The sequence below is a fragment of the Haemophilus sp. HMSC61B11 genome (assembly GCF_001838615.1).
In the GTDB taxonomy this organism is placed as follows: domain Bacteria; phylum Pseudomonadota; class Gammaproteobacteria; order Enterobacterales; family Pasteurellaceae; genus Haemophilus_D; species Haemophilus_D parainfluenzae_AD.
The window spans coordinates 40,726-55,548 of record NZ_KV837995.1; the positions used below are offsets into that span (position 1 = coordinate 40,726).

Annotated in this window: 21 protein-coding genes; all 21 read right to left on the minus strand. The window is 39.3% G+C overall.

Translation table 11 applies throughout. From position 1 onward, the window contains the following. Window positions 1-408 (minus strand): TIGR03751 family conjugal transfer lipoprotein, encoded by a 408-nt coding sequence (locus HMPREF3263_RS07395; protein ID WP_005653518.1) that lies wholly within the window; start codon window positions 406-408, stop codon window positions 1-3. A gap of 9 nt (window positions 409-417) precedes the next feature. Next, the gene (locus HMPREF3263_RS07400; protein ID WP_005687589.1) at window positions 418-1,818 is read right to left on the minus strand and encodes a TIGR03752 family integrating conjugative element protein; all 1,401 of its coding nucleotides are present in this window, start codon (window positions 1,816-1,818) and stop codon (window positions 418-420) included. Between the two features lie 10 nt (window positions 1,819-1,828). Continuing rightward, entirely contained in the window at window positions 1,829-2,698 is an 870-nt protein-coding gene (locus HMPREF3263_RS07405) for a TIGR03749 family integrating conjugative element protein (RefSeq protein ID WP_049370064.1), read from the minus strand. Continuing rightward, complete coding sequence (locus tag HMPREF3263_RS07410; RefSeq protein ID WP_047922049.1) at window positions 2,698-3,342, minus strand: PFL_4703 family integrating conjugative element protein; 645 nt, start codon at window positions 3,340-3,342, stop codon at window positions 2,698-2,700. Before HMPREF3263_RS07410 ends, HMPREF3263_RS07405 begins: the two co-directional genes overlap by 1 nt. 11 nt (window positions 3,343-3,353) lie before the next feature. Beyond that, window positions 3,354-3,725, minus strand: coding sequence for a TIGR03750 family conjugal transfer protein (locus HMPREF3263_RS07415; protein ID WP_011271844.1), 372 nt, complete (start codon window positions 3,723-3,725; stop codon window positions 3,354-3,356). A 19-nt stretch (window positions 3,726-3,744) separates the two neighbouring features. After that, window positions 3,745-4,146 carry a DUF2976 domain-containing protein gene (locus HMPREF3263_RS07420; RefSeq protein ID WP_005653541.1) on the minus strand — a complete coding sequence of 134 codons (402 nt, stop codon included), beginning with the start codon at window positions 4,144-4,146 and terminating at the stop codon, window positions 3,745-3,747. 19 nt (window positions 4,147-4,165) lie between these two features. Beyond that, window positions 4,166-4,411 (minus strand): DUF3262 family protein, encoded by a 246-nt coding sequence (locus tag HMPREF3263_RS07425; protein WP_005750915.1) that lies wholly within the window; start codon window positions 4,409-4,411, stop codon window positions 4,166-4,168. A gap of 3 nt (window positions 4,412-4,414) precedes the next feature. Next, a complete protein-coding gene (locus HMPREF3263_RS07430) occupies window positions 4,415-4,735 on the minus strand; it encodes an integrative conjugative element protein, RAQPRD family (RefSeq protein ID WP_053007201.1) in 321 nt (106 codons plus the stop codon). A 160-nt stretch (window positions 4,736-4,895) separates the two neighbouring features. Next, window positions 4,896-5,582, minus strand: coding sequence for a TIGR03747 family integrating conjugative element membrane protein (locus HMPREF3263_RS07435; protein WP_005687582.1), 687 nt, complete (start codon window positions 5,580-5,582; stop codon window positions 4,896-4,898). Then, window positions 5,582-5,917 (minus strand): hypothetical protein, encoded by a 336-nt coding sequence (locus HMPREF3263_RS07440; RefSeq protein ID WP_005687581.1) that lies wholly within the window; start codon window positions 5,915-5,917, stop codon window positions 5,582-5,584. The genes HMPREF3263_RS07435 and HMPREF3263_RS07440 overlap by 1 nt, the downstream gene beginning before the upstream one ends. Further along, complete coding sequence (gene traD / locus HMPREF3263_RS07445; RefSeq protein WP_047922048.1) at window positions 5,901-8,150, minus strand: type IV conjugative transfer system coupling protein TraD; 2,250 nt, start codon at window positions 8,148-8,150, stop codon at window positions 5,901-5,903. The genes HMPREF3263_RS07440 and traD overlap by 17 nt, the downstream gene beginning before the upstream one ends. Further along, window positions 8,147-8,653 (minus strand): integrating conjugative element protein, encoded by a 507-nt coding sequence (locus HMPREF3263_RS07450; RefSeq protein ID WP_070853141.1) that lies wholly within the window; start codon window positions 8,651-8,653, stop codon window positions 8,147-8,149. The genes traD and HMPREF3263_RS07450 overlap by 4 nt, the downstream gene beginning before the upstream one ends. Window positions 8,654-8,668: 15 nt before the next feature. After that, window positions 8,669-9,427 (minus strand): transglycosylase SLT domain-containing protein, encoded by a 759-nt coding sequence (locus HMPREF3263_RS07455; protein WP_011271840.1) that lies wholly within the window; start codon window positions 9,425-9,427, stop codon window positions 8,669-8,671. Next, the gene (locus tag HMPREF3263_RS07460; RefSeq protein ID WP_012564936.1) at window positions 9,406-10,146 is read right to left on the minus strand and encodes a TIGR03759 family integrating conjugative element protein; all 741 of its coding nucleotides are present in this window, start codon (window positions 10,144-10,146) and stop codon (window positions 9,406-9,408) included. The genes HMPREF3263_RS07455 and HMPREF3263_RS07460 overlap by 22 nt, the downstream gene beginning before the upstream one ends. Window positions 10,147-10,149: 3 nt before the next feature. Next, a complete protein-coding gene (locus HMPREF3263_RS07465) occupies window positions 10,150-10,779 on the minus strand; it encodes a PFGI-1 class ICE element type IV pilus protein PilL2 (protein WP_011271838.1) in 630 nt (209 codons plus the stop codon). A gap of 98 nt (window positions 10,780-10,877) precedes the next feature. Then, the gene (locus HMPREF3263_RS07470; protein WP_020910031.1) at window positions 10,878-11,609 is read right to left on the minus strand and encodes a TraX family protein; all 732 of its coding nucleotides are present in this window, start codon (window positions 11,607-11,609) and stop codon (window positions 10,878-10,880) included. Window positions 11,610-11,699: 90 nt separating this feature from the next. Then, window positions 11,700-12,296 carry a hypothetical protein gene (locus HMPREF3263_RS07475; protein WP_011271836.1) on the minus strand — a complete coding sequence of 199 codons (597 nt, stop codon included), beginning with the start codon at window positions 12,294-12,296 and terminating at the stop codon, window positions 11,700-11,702. A gap of 92 nt (window positions 12,297-12,388) precedes the next feature. Next, window positions 12,389-12,859: a RadC family protein gene (gene radC / locus HMPREF3263_RS07480; RefSeq protein ID WP_011271835.1), complete on the minus strand. Its 471-nt coding sequence runs from the start codon at window positions 12,857-12,859 to the stop codon at window positions 12,389-12,391. Between the two features lie 100 nt (window positions 12,860-12,959). After that, window positions 12,960-13,367 (minus strand): hypothetical protein, encoded by a 408-nt coding sequence (locus HMPREF3263_RS07485; RefSeq protein WP_011271834.1) that lies wholly within the window; start codon window positions 13,365-13,367, stop codon window positions 12,960-12,962. Window positions 13,368-13,401: 34 nt separating this feature from the next. Next, on the minus strand, window positions 13,402-14,043 hold the full coding sequence (locus HMPREF3263_RS07490; RefSeq protein WP_011271833.1) for a DUF3560 domain-containing protein: 642 nt from the start codon (window positions 14,041-14,043) through the stop codon (window positions 13,402-13,404). A 114-nt stretch (window positions 14,044-14,157) separates the two neighbouring features. Beyond that, window positions 14,158-14,586, minus strand: a complete 429-nt coding sequence (locus HMPREF3263_RS07495) for an STY4534 family ICE replication protein (RefSeq protein ID WP_011271832.1) — start codon at window positions 14,584-14,586, stop codon at window positions 14,158-14,160. Between the last annotated feature and the right edge of the window lie 237 nt (window positions 14,587-14,823).

Below are 14,823 nucleotides of genomic sequence, written 5' to 3' on the forward strand. Positions count from 1 at the left end.
CTAGTACATTCTTGTACGCTCACCCGGTTGGGCATATTGCACACGTCCATAAAATGGAATTACTGAAGAATAACCTGGTACAGGCATTTGCTCTGAGGAATCAGTTAAGTGCGGATAAACATACATCACTAAATCAGGGTTTGGTAAACGAGGGAAAAGGTTTTTCACCTCGTTTTCTGCTGTACGGGTATAAGTTTGTTGTTCACGAGATGAAACGTAATTTGGTGCATCAATAAGACGGCCATTCGGTGTCCGATAAGATGTAATATTGCTATCATTACCACCTTTATTCCAAATATCTTTCATTGTTGCATCACCAGTTGGCAATAAATCACCTTGAGAAGTTGAGCAGCCAGTCAAAACACTGCTTGCGGCTAAAATCACGCCCATCATCATTAAAACTTTCATTATTGCTCCTTAATCCAAGTTAGGTTGTCTTGAGGCTTGTCCGTATTTCACTTTTCGAGACATGCGGTCATAATCAATATCAATTTGTTTTTCGATGTGTACAGCCACTTCTTTACCCGGTGGAACATATACCGCATCAAACATTTGGCCATAACGCTGACGGAACCAGTCTGCTGTTTCTCTCAAACCGCCACCTAACGCTTGACCAAGAATATACTTACCGTTATTACCCGTTACCGCACCAATTACTGCACCGCCATCAACCACTGTTGTTGATTGAGAAGATGATAAGCCTTGTGCAGCTGCGGAAGCCCCCGTTAAGAAGAAGTTGGTCGTTAGATATTCCGGAGCATTCGTTCTGCGTTCTCCAGGAATGCAAGGCACACCATGTGGATCAGATAACCAGCCAATTTTATTGTTAGAATCATCCGTTGAAACAATGCGCCCATCGCTAAACACAAAAGTTAAGCTTTTCACATCACCACGAACACAAGATAGCGTCCAGTCACCGCTTGCTGTTCCAGAGACAATTGCGCCTTCAATATCCGGCAGTTCAATACCATTTGCAATTAAGTTATCTCGACCAATAAGCAATTTAAACGGATAAGGCTCGGTCACATTATTATCAATCGGCACACGCCCAACAAGCGCAGTCATAGCAACAGAATTAGTTAAAGTAGAGTTAGCTGCAATTGTGAAAAATGGTGTAGCGGTATTAAATATTGCATTATTACCTGTACTAGATTGCAATCCATCATTAGATTTTCGGATGTCATTCACATTGTTATCGAAGGTTTTGGGAAAACCGATTCCTGCACCATTTACACCAATACCTTGTAGAGCATTCCCTTGGCTGTCTGTAGTTGGCATATCACTAGGGTTCACCCAATTAATTCCCCCTCGAGTTTCAACCTGAGGGCCAGTTGTTGCTCCGTTTATTGGTAGAGGAGCATTGGGATTTGCCTGGGCATTTCCATTCCCTACAACTTGATTACCAGCTTGTACAACCTGATCTTTTAACGCATTAATCTCATTAATTAACGCCCCTGTTTCTGCTTGTACCGCCTGTTGAATTTGATAATCCGTATTATTTGCTTGATTTTTTAACTGCTCATTCTCTTTTACCAAGCGGTCATTTTGTAAAATCACTTCATCAAAGCGTTTGTTATTTTCCTTCACTTTACCAATAAGTGTTCTCACCGTATCTTTAGATGTATCACCCTCAAGCCCCATTGAGCGTAGCTCTTCCGGTGATAAATCTTTGAGAGAGAGATCTAAAGCATCTTCTTTTTTGGTTTCTGCTGTAGTTGTTGAGCTACTACCGGAGAAAAGAAATCCAGCCATCAGCGTCACGACAAGCGCGGTAATCCCACCAATAACATAGAACGCTTTATTTGCTTTCATTTGCATTGTTCTCTCCTTATTTCGTTTGAGTTGTCACTGTTGTGGTGACTTTTTTCAATTTTTTCGGTTTATATGAATTTGACTGAGGGATAACAGAATGATTAGGTGAACCTTCTGTCACAAGATATAACGTTGTGGTATCTTCAGGTGTACCATGCCCCCCAAGCCAATTATGCTGAAATGTTGCTGCATAGAATCGACCTTGAAGCTCTCGAGGATCTAAATCAATGCGAGATTGCCCCTGGTTTTGCAAGCGAATCGCAGTGACAACATATCCATCAAGTTGCCAGCTGAGTAATGGAGTAGCTCGCACAGGCAATGCAGGTAAGAGCGTTTTAAGCGGTGTAGGAAGGCGATGTGAAACTTGGCGCACACCTTCCAAAGGCTCAACTGAACGTAAAGGCGCATAAAACATTTGTGCGGCATAACGTGTTAATGCAGCTGGAGCGGGGAGTGCCGGACGCGCATTTGGTATTGGTTCGTTATATGCATTTGCATCTTGGCCATAAGCAGTTGTTTGTTTTTCAACTTTATTTTCATAAACAAAACGAATTGGCTCACTTGCATTGGCAACAGAATGCTTCGCTTGCACATCAAGTAAGATTATTTCTCCGGTTGCAACATCCATAAGCTGTAAGCGTGTTTTTGGGAAATCTGCAGTTGCTTTTAAATAAACCGCACCGCCAGTTGATTGAATGCGAAGCTTGCTATCTAATTCAGGTGGATAACCTACTTTTACATTTTTATCTACGAATAGAATACGTTCTTTTTCGATTTGTAAGTCAATAGGTAACGGTTTGCGCGCCCATTTCATTAACACATCGGCAGATGCCGTCATTGGTGAAAAGATAAAAGCCGCGCTCAGTAACAAAGTGAGTTTTTTCATTATTGGTTATCCCCTTCTCTAAATTCTTTTGCTTCTAAACGTAATGGAATTGAGCTGTAGCAGTTAAATCCCAATCCCCAAGGATTGTTCTGTAAATCTGTTTCCATGCGCACGATATTGACCGGGAAGCGGGTTAAAACACGTTTTACTGGTTCATCTTTGAAATACTCATCTACACTTAAATCAAGATTAACCGTCCAGCTATCGGGGCTATGAACAATCACACTATTATCTTTAAATCCACGTCCCACAATTTCATAAACACCACGTGCACGTTCCCGTAATTCACCGTTAGATAAACGGTCATAGTAGTCTTTCTTCAAAAATTCTTGGCAACTTGGCGTAATAAAGGCTTTATTTCTTTCAATATTTAATTTGTATTCTTCCTCGCCATTCTCCATCCAGCGGTTTAACTGCTGGAAGGTTTGATAAGCAAAGGCATAAACGGTTGATTTTGGCACTTCCCACCAAGGGCGTTGACTTCCCGCACGTAAATCCGGTGGGTTATAAATCATTAACCGACTTGGCGCGGTAAAAATAATGGCACATAGCACCAAACAAATCACAAGCAATGCACCGATAGCAATTCGCCCGGTCATGATTTCGCGATTTTTTTGATGAACAATCCCTTTTAAGTCTTTCATAATAAACTCTCTTATTTTTTAACTCGGCGAATAGACCAAGTGCCTTGACGGGAGATAAAGCGATTCCCCCCTAATATTCCATCTAATTTAACCTCAATCATTCGATTCAAGTAGGCTTCCGGCTTACCTCGTTTAAGGCGCGCAATAATCACTTTGCCAATCACCACAGAAAGAATGCAAAACAACATGGCGAGAGACGGAATTAACAACCAAAAATCAAAGCCTAAGGCAAAACAACAAAGGAGGCCAAGCACTGCACCTAAGATAAATCCCATTGCTGCAGCCAACATAAATTCACTTACAGATAACCCGCCATACACACTCGATTCACGATTTAATCGAGTAGGAAGAAAGGGGATCGTTTGCTCTTTATCACTTGACATCTTGACCTCACAGAGATAATTAAAACAGACCGATAGCCAATTTCACCAACCAGAGGCTGAAGAAAATTAAAATGAAACCAAGAATAAGAGCGATAATAAATGGGCCCCATCCTTTTTTGTCATTTTCGTCAGTCGCTGCGTTATAGGTTTTAATTAATGCTTTAACCACTGTCATGATTGACCATGCTGCAAATAAAATTGCAAACAGGGTTGCCAATGATTTAGCAACAAGATAGATAATTTCCATCGGGTCTTTGGTATTGCTATCTACGCCTGGGATTTTAAAATCAGGGATTTTAGAGGCATTGATACCATTACCACCGCCTGTAGCAAATGCATTTTCAACGGATAACCAAAGTAAAGTTACTACCGCAAGAAAACGACTTGAAACATTCTGAAAGAAGGATTTAATCAACTTCATGAGATGTCCTTATGGTTTATTAAATAAAAAAGCTGACAACACATATAATTAATGCTGCGCCCCATAGAATCAGTTTAAAGAATGACCAAATGTCACCATCATTCACCATGCCTTTGTAGCCATGATTAGTTGACCACATATACGCAAGTAGTAATACGGCAATCAAAATAATGGCCAACATGATTTTCAGTTTTAGCGGATCTAAACCACTTACAGCATAAAAGCTGTCTAACGGTGAAACAGAAGGGAAATTAGCGTTACTCATGTCCTATTGACTCCGAAGATTAAGATAATCTTCTTTTAAGTTACGAATAGCTTTAGGATTTCTAGGAATAGCCCGGGAAGGGTTAATATATTGTTTAATCCCTGCCTGCACAGTAGTAATATCTTGATGCGCTGAAGCGTAATCAAAATATTCTCGACTTTTCGCAGAAACCTTTGCACTTGCAGCTGCTCGCTGTAATGAGAGTTTTGCTGCATCCAACTGTTTAATTGCTTGCGCTAAATGCTCTTGCTCTGTTGCTTGAGCACTTATAGCGCCAAACAATAACCCTATTGCTAGAGATAAACTGAAAATATTTTTAGTCACGGAGAACTCCTTACTTGAAACAGATTCCAAGCAAAGAGTGCCAAAGAAGAGAGGGAAATTTAATGAGAAACTCTTTTTAAATTCAAAACAGTTTTTAGTGATAAAAAAGGGCGCTTATTCTTGGAAAAATAAGCACCCATAATGACAACATAGAGGAATATTAAAGGTATTTTTTAAAGCTCGCTGCCGTTACACAGATGGATAGTCCAAATAGAAATGCAGCTGGCACCAAAATTATATTCGGGTAAATAGAAATTGGGATAGAAAGATACAATACCCATGCCGACAACATAATCGGGCCAATTAATCGACGTGCATGATGATAAAGAAAACTAGACTCTCTGCCCGCACCAAATTTACGACGGTCACGCATCATTAATCCTTCAGTAAAGCCCGCAAATGCGGCTAACAAAAAGAGTGGGGACGTAAAAACAATCACTACAAGTCGAATAACAAAGGTGATAAAAACATAAATCACTGACTCAATATAAGCTCGCCCATAATGATACACCCACAAACCTACGCCACTATGCTCACGAGGGTTGGCTAACCAATCTTTTACACCTGTTTTCACAAAAAGCCATTCATGTAATGACAAAATAAGACCTTCAGCCAGCTCTTTTGGAGAATGATAGAAAAGACCTCTCGTTAGACTATCAGAAAGCCATCCAAGCTCAGTTAGCATCATTTTTTGACTGTGTAAATGACCTTCTTCAGGCCATAAAAATGCAATACCTAACCATTCAAGAATAATGCTCAAAATCAGGGAACCCAATAAGGCGGCTAATACCGCATTAATGTAGTAAAAAAGACCCTTTTTCTTTTTTTTGACTTGTTGTTCTGCCATTACTGTAATGTTCCCGCTGGAGATAATTTACAGTGAAAGAAAAGATAACCTTTTACTTCACCGTCTAAAAAAATTTGAATTGCCTGGATGCCATTTTCAGATTTTTTTACATCATTAGCCGTCCAAAGTGAGATGCCTTTATTTGCATACTTTTTCGCAAATTCATGTGTGGTATAACGCTGATTATTCCAATCTTCCAAATAAGGTAAAAAGTAATTAAGTAATTCATCAGCGTTTTCCAGCCCACAAGAACAGCTAGTGACTGAATTGAAATCTACGCTCATATCCGGAATATCAAGCAAGTTCATATCCGGCTGATTAATTATCTGTGTCATCAAAATCATCCTCATCTGTATCATCATTCTGATCAATATCTTCATCTTCCATATCTTCAGCAACTGGAGCTTCAACATCCCCGAAAAGCATTTCTTCTCCTGCGTGTGAAGGTGCACGATTTAATGACATTGACTGAAAAGCGGTTGCTATATCTTGACTTGGCGCATAATCAGAAAATGCAGATTGCCACCAATTTGGAGAAATATGGTAGTTTTTGCGCATATAAGCCGTCAATTCTTGAAGTGATTCCGGCATCACATCATCTTTATCAACCGCAGGTAAAGGCATTCTTAATTTATAAAGCGTACTCCCTTCAAGAAGAGCAAATGCCTGTCCTTTTGGTAAATTTGTAATATGTGCTGGCGATAGCATTGGCACCATTTTTTCAGAAATACGTTCACCAGTATTAGACGTAAACGCCTTGCCATCATCCGGATTGCTGTTATCTGTCGTACTTGATGTCACCATGCTTTGATAAATTGTGACATCGTTGAGCTGACGCGTTAAAAACTCTGCAGTGGCCGGCTCTTTTACCCGGAACATTAAAAGTGTATTGAAGTTACCTGTTGTTTGTCCCGTTTTCGCTTTACTTCCAATACGAGCTTCAATATCTGAAAGTGTTTGAGTATAGGCTGTTACCTGCATTCCCGCACCACGACCTTTATTGATCAGTGGAATGAATTCATCCCCCATTAATTCATTAAACTCATCGCAATGAAGGTTGATTTTAGGCGGTTTGCTTTTAGTTTTAAATGCATCTGGCAACCCCTCATCTACGCCAAATTTATAAATATGACCAGCCATTGATACCAAATCAGCAAACATACTATTACCCACAGCTGCAGCGACAGTCGCATCAGATAGCGCGTCTAAACCAACGTAAACAATCCCTCTTTTACGAATAATAGATTCCCAATCAAAGATAGGGCGCTCATCATGAATATCAGTGTAATCAGGCGAGAGAAGCTCTGCAGTTTTACCTGTAGTGAGTTTTTCAAGTAACGGTAAAAGCGATGCCACAATTTTATCAAAATAGGTTTTGTCGTAACGTACCGCACTTGATAATCCTTCAAGTACTGGGTCAAAAATTTTATTCTCTAAAATATATTGGTTAATAACAGCAATAAGCGGTCTATCTTTCATCGAGAACGGTAAATTTTTTACATCTAAGTTAGCCGCAACTGAAGCCAACGTTGGCCATATTTTCTTATCGACGGCATCGAAATGAAGTTTTGCGTAGTCTAAGAAAAGTGCATCAATATTTTGTACAAAACGCGAGATTTGCACATAGTCCGGGCGTTTTCCCATTTCAACCAATGCACGGGAGACAATATTCACAAAACGCCACGCAAACTCTTTAAATGCTGCACTATTTCCAGCTCCACTTAATTGCCCGGAAATACGTCCTGCCACTTCAGAAATTCGACCAAAGCGACCAACGGGGTTATAACGAGCAGATATTTCAGGATGTCCTAAATGGAATACATAAAATTCATTTTCACGCCCCGCACGTTTCGCTTCGGCATACATTCGTTTTAACATGTCCGGGTCGCCTTTCGGATCGAAAAAGACAACCACTTCACGCTCTTCAGGTGTTTTACCTCGATGTATATCTTGTGTAACAAGCACTTCAGCAAAACGCGTTTTCCCTACGCCAGTTGTACCAAATACTAAGGTATGACCGCCACGGTCGCCTAACGGAAGCATAATATCGCGTTCATTCGGCTCCACACCATGCATCACCGGAATGCCGCCAACTGGCGGTAGCGGTCTGACTGGATTTAATGGAGAGTCCATTGAAGTGAGTCTAGATAACCAATTATCATGCACTTTTTCATAATCACGAGCGGCTTTAAACCACTTCCCATTTTTCCAATAAATTTGCCCATTTGCAGAGAAACAGTCATAAAGACGTTGCGTATGCTTTGGCTCCCATTCAAAGCCTCGTCCTAAGAACAAGGCTTTTTTACTTACTGGAATTTGACGACTGGTCAAAGCATAGTGAGGGAGTCTGCGTAAATTTCGGTGATAGCGTACAATTTCCATGCCTTGACGAAAACGCATAACCCCCATACCTGCGAAAGCGGCCCCTAATCCATATCCAATAAGAGGATTTAATGCGAGCGACCAAGGCGCACCGCAACAAACAAAAGCACAAGTACCATGGACGGCAGCTGGAAAAAATTCAACAGGCGGTCTAAGTAAACCTTCTAAAACGTGTTTTTGACTCATTGCGACAATCCTTCTGAAGTCAATAAAGCAGGGTAGTGAGCAAGATTCAATCTTGAAGCTAAGTCATCCCCTGGCGTTGGCATTAAGGTTAAATCAGGTGCTAATTGGCGTAACTCGCTTAATTCGTTTGTTGTTTTAACACTTACCACAAGTCCCATTGCACCAATTTTTTTAAGGTAATTATAATTAGCGTGTAGCCAATTTTTAGATAAGTTATCTGTTCCAATAAGAAAAATAGGCAACATTCCAGGAAGATTCATTCTGACTGGTTGTATTTGGCCCGGTGTCATTCTATGTGAGATAACAGGTAAAATATCCGCTTCAGTCAATGTTGAAGGAACGCTATTAGGGTAGGTTTGAACCATCGATTCATCCGGTTGTAATGCTTCATAAAAACGGACTGCACTTTCTCCGCCAAAATCACCAATAACTTTTAATTCAGCTTGCGCCTGAACTACTGCTCCTAAGCAGACCAAAGAGAGGAAAAAGGATTTATACTGCATAATTCTGTTCTCGTATTAATTGGTTGGATTTTGCCAACGAATAGCTTGTTGATTTGTTTGATTTGACGCTGGCTCAACCCAACGCATAGCGGTTTCTGTTGGAGAAACCCAATGTAAATTGGCTGGTAATGGTTTGTTCTCAATTTGATAACGTGGTGATACTGAAGGGCGCTGGAAGTTAGCTATTTGTTTACTGACATTAAAACGCTCACTTTGATAAACAAGAAAGCCTTGCACCGACATTCCTTTTTTCATTCCATTGCGTTTCATGTTAAGAATATCCTCACGAGTTGCTCTACCTTGTAGCGCTCGATGTAACCCATCTATACCAATATTGTGAGCAAGATATAAATTTTCATGTGACGGTTTTATCCCTCGCTCAAAAAACTGATTAATATGCCATCTAGCTAAAAGTGCGGTTGCTAGAGTGTTAAGTTGATTGTTTTTTCGAGGGTCGAAAGGTGTATCACGATTGTAACGAGTGATTTGAGTCATGCCTAAGGCTCGCCCCTCATCAGTTGTTGCAAGCCAATTCCAGGTGCCCCGGGTAAATTGCCCCACACCGGTTGCCCCGGTTGGGGAAACATTTCCATACCACCCATCTTCAATTTTTACTAACCCACGTAGCATCGCTTCATCGACCTGGTAGCGATTAGATGCATCTTTAATATAGCCATCAATATCAGTTCCAAAGCCATTAAATGCAACGGAGTGAGTCGCAACGCCAAGACCGATTAAGCTAAATACGATTTTTAATAGACGATTTGTTGCCATTGCCCATCCTGTTGAATTTGGAATGCAGCAGGCATTTTGCCATCTGCATACTGTAACCAGGCTCCATTATCATGATTAAGGGTAATTAATTTTCTATTCACTTTATTTGGGTCGATATTATGTTTTTTCGCCCAATTATAGATTTGCTCATTATTCTTCACGCCAACAAAATAAATATCTATAGGCGTTTTATCATTCACATATTGCAGTACACGATCAGCATTCGCTTCACATTTGTCACAATTTTCTAGGCGAGTAAAATAAATCACCCGTCCAAACCGCTCTGAAATATGAGGTTCAACCTTAAATGGTTGCTCATTTGGATACATTTCAGCAAATACGCGATCATAAGTGCGTTGGAACTGCAGCTCTCGCTCCATGCGGTCGTGCATTTTTTTTGCCAGTAGTCGAGCATAACGCTCTCTTTCCTGCTCATTTCGAGACTCCACACCAAGCGAGGTTAAAGGGTCAAGACCTGGCGACCATATACCACGAGCACCTTGATTAAGCTCTTGGTAGCGTTGCCATTCTTGCTCAGTTAAACCCCACTCCTGAGACTTAGCTAATAACTCTTGTTGATTTAATTTATTTGTCACCAAGTTTTGCTGGTTTAAGGATTGAGTAGCCAGCGTATTCGCTGCTGTGACATCAGCAAATACAGCAGTAGAAAACATCCCTAATATCATCGCCACATAGGATATTTTTTTAACATGATTCATTGCTTATTCCTCGATGATTTCTGTTGTGGTTGTTGTCGTTGTTGTGGTTTCTACTTTCGGCTTTTCCCCTGTAGCACGTTCCGGTACAGCTGGGCGTAATTTAAAACAAACGGTACGAGAAACGTCATTGATAGTAATTTCATAAGCCGGCCCTGCTAACATTTGAAGGGCATCACGTAAAGCCATCGGGCCAAATTGATAATGTACTTTTGGTAATGGACGGGAATAAAGCGTAGAAAGTGTTGGTTCATTCTGACCAAAGCCATGGCAAAGTGAAAGGCCTGTATCTTTTAACGTCGTGCGTAATCCCTGCTCAACGGTTGCCGTTAAGGCTCGTTTCTTTTTACCTAACATGTTGACAGTGACACTTTGGTCTAGAAGGTATTTTTGACCTTCTTCTGGAGAGAAATTAATTAAAGTGTATCGACCTTCACGTAACACTTCTGTACGTTCAGGCTGATAGTCTGTGTAAATATCCGGACGAACAATTCGATCTTCCGGTTGTAAAACTTGATGCTGACCTTGTTGAATATTTGGATTTTCTAGTGCTTGTTGCTCATCGGCTGTTTGTTGTTTATGTGCACAACCTGAAAGCACAACCAATGCAAAAGTGGTTAATAGAAATTTTTTCATGATGAGGCTCCAATTAAGGTATTTAAATAATGCCTTAATATGGATAACTCTCACCTGAATTTGAATAATTTATTCTTCTTGAAGTAAAGATAGAAAAATTAGCTGAGAAAAATATATTTAATGCCAATAATAATTGTTAAGTGCACCGGGTAAAAAAGATAAAAGAAAAGCTTAGGCATTCGAGAGATTGAGATATTACATTGACGAAGGCCTTTAGGGTGAAGAATAAATATCATTGTACCGACCACAACAGTAACAACACTGATTGTTTCAACAATAGTTTCCCCGAAATTATCAATAAAACTGTGATTGACGAAAAGTGCGAGCAATACACAGGTTAGCATCGTAATAAGACGAAATTGAGTATCTTTTGTTTGCAAGAATAGGTAACAACCAATGCAATATAAAAGCCCAGGTAAACCATAATCAGAGAGTGCGGAAAGAATAATAAAAAAGCCCAATCCAAAAAACATGACCCAGCTATTTAAGTCTTGACGGTTTTTATATACCCATATTACCCCGATTACAGACAAAAACTGAAATAGGACATTTAAACGGTCATAATTAGGCTCGAAAAGCGTAAAACTGATTTCAGATAAAAATGCGGTTGCTATCATCCAAGTGAAATAACTTTTAAAGTTTACTTTATCTCGAGATAAATTAAGCGCGATGATAAATCCAAACGCCACGTAGGAAAATCGACCTATCACCCGACACCAGGATAGGGCTGGGTAAGCATTTGAAAAAGCCACACCAATGTGATCGATAATCATCGTGATAAGAGCTAACCATTTTAGGCATTCAGTTTGTGAAGAAGTTAAATAAGGCATCGTTATACTGTTAAAAAGAGTTTTATTTATCATATCCTAAAAAGGAAAAGCCTATCTACATAAAGTAGATAGGCTTTCAAGGTAAATAGATTAATATTCATATCCGAGCATAATCGTTGTAGAACTACGATCTGCTTCAGTGATGACAAAAACACTTTCGCCATCAATAAAATGCTGGCTCACAATGCGTTTATCCTTCTCTACGGCATGATCGTTTTCAATCCAATCTTCAACGCAGGTAGCACCCCAATCATAACCTAATTGTTTTTCAATTAAGCGATGAATGGTTGGCATTCCCAATAACTGTTTAGCGCAGATAGTACACGAAACATCCCCTAACTTAAGTGGTGTTCTTTTTGATTGATATATATCCCAATCAAAGTGTCCTCTTTGCTCATCTTCACTTTCATCAGAAAAAGAAATCTTAGTTGTTCGATTCCCGTCATCATCTACTGAAGTAGAGAGTTGAATGGTGTCTTTACCATTATCTGCTTGATAGAAATTCATAACAATTTCTGAAAGCGGATGTGGCGGTTTTTCAATCCAATCTTTATTCCCCAGCATGATAATGCAGCCATTTTGATGCCACGAGATGACCTCATTGATCTTTTCGGTAGTTAATTCCGCTAAGATACGACGAGAGACGAAGATTTTTCCAAGTTCTAAAATACGATTTTCCTTACACATAAGTGTTTCTCCTAAATTTTTAAAATGTAAAAAGTAAAGGGGATAACACTGCCATTGAGGGTGTTATCCCCCAATGGGTGAAAGGTTGTTAGCTAAATAAGATGATTATCAGTAAAGCAAAAAGATGCTGAACCAGAAACGATAAAGTGATCAAGTAATTTAATATCCATTAATTCACAAGCTTCCTTTAATCTCTTGGTTATATATTTATCAGCATCACTAGGCTCAACATTTCCAGTTGGATGATTGTGCCCAATGATAATTGCTGATGCATTTAGCTTTAATGCTTGTCGAATAATCTCCCGAATTGACACAGAAGTTTCTGAAACAGATCCTTGAAACATCACCTCAGATTTAATCAATCTGTGGATTCTATCCAAGAAAAGTACCACGAAATTTTCTCTTTCCTCATTACCTATAATGGTTTGAAAATAGAGTTTAGCTATTGATGGCTCAGTAAATTCCTGTGCACCTTGGTAAAAGGGCTTTTCTTCCATCACTTTAGTTAAAATAACCTGTGCCTGTTCTAAAATAGCTTGTTGTTGCTCGTTTAATTTAAACATTCGATATTCCTTCTAAAATAGGGAATATCGCCCATAAGGGATATATCCCCTATGGGTAAGGTGCGAAAAGAATGCTTATCGCACATTAAAGTTAATGTTATTAATCAGAAGTTTTTAAACTGTCGATAATCTGTTTAATTTTTGCTGCAAATTCTAAATCGTGCTCAGATTCATCATCTATACAATATTCCAAATAATTACTCATATCAGCAATTAGTGCTTCTTTTGTTGGCGAAGGTTGGAACATAATTGATCCATCCCCATTATTACTAGCATTTTCCAATGCCAATTCAACAAGTAAAGCTTCTGCTTCTTGAGGTGTATATTGGTACTCAGAAGTTGCTACACATTTGCCAGAGTACCATGCATAAACTAGCTTGGTTTGAGGATCATAGAAATGATTTGGCTCAATCCCTTTAGGGGTAGTTGCCTTTCCTAGAAACTCACTTATAAACTCTTGCGTTGTTAAAGTAATTAGCTCTAATCCACTATTTACATAGTAAAACATATATTTCTCCAATTTATGTTTTCAAAAGTTAAATTTACGCCCAAAGTAATTCGGCTAATTTTACTTTTTTCTCAAGCTCATTGACTGCTTTTTTAGCATAAGTGAGAGAAAAAGCATGTGTTCGCAATTCAGGTTTATCTTTAAGCTCTTGGTGTTTTTCTTTGGCTTTTTCCAATTCAAACTTGAAGAACTCAAGACTTTCCGGCATGGATAAATCAATTTTCCCTGCCATCTGTTCCCAATAAGCGATTTTACCGTCATAACTTTCTGCTTTACGCATTTCTTCAATAGACTTATCCATGCGTCTTGCATTACGTTCAATCAAGGCTCTATGGCGTTTTTCGCTATGATGACCAATTTTAATTGGTTCTCCCAAGCTAAGAAATTCACGGCCTTCATTAGCAGCTTCACAATATTGTTCACTGCGTTTTAATGCATTATTAGCTGCGTTTTGATAACGCTCAGCTTTTTGTTCTGCACGAACTTGACTATTCACTCCATCACACCGGGTGAAGGAATAAAAATACGCATCCTCAGAGGTTTTTACGAGATTATGAATCTCCACTTCAGTCTCTTTACCGTATTTACTGGTTAAGATGATAACGTCACCTTTTTGGTGAGCATCCGGACATTTAGCAACAAAAACATTAGGGCAAAATTTAGCGTAAGTATTCATAGGTTTCTCCTCAAATAGAAATAAAAAAGGAGAAACCACCCATAAGGGGAGTTTCCCCTTCAGGGTAAAGAAAAAGCCAACAAATTTTGTTGTTGGCTTTCATCAGTTTATAGGTTAGTCATTCCCTTGCTCATCTTGGCGTTTTGCTTGATATTTCAACTCACCATCAACTTTAATAAAGTTAATACGATAGAGTCGTCCTTTAATCGACACGCCAGTATCACCTTTTTTGTGATATTCGCTATCTTTTGAATAAGTGAATGTGTCATACCACAAATCACTCATTACAAAGGAAACCAAGACTTTTTTCTTAGCTTCAACAGCTTCTTGACAGCGTTTGATTAAATTTACAGTTTCTTCACCGGATACGTTCATATCAAAAAAACGATATTCCGGAGAATCGGAAGAACCTGTAAGAGCAGCAATTCGACAAGCCCAAAATGCATCTCCTTTTTTCGGCTTGATTTCGCGAATATCGCTTAAATAACCAATGCCAGAAGTATGAAGATTGAAATATTTTGGTTGTGCGTTTTGAGTAGACATAATGTTTCTCCTAAGTAGTAAAAAAGCGGAGAAACATCCTTACCCAACACGGGAAAAATGTTTCCCGCCAAGGGTTAAATTGTGATTAAACTAGAATAAGTAATCTTATTTTAGGTTAAGGGTAGTTTAAGGTGGCACACCTACGAATTATTCGTAGATTCTCCTTTCAGTGTGCTGGAAAAAATTTTGGCTATGATTCTACTTGCGCTAAGGCAAGGCGTTGCTTCTCAAGAATCG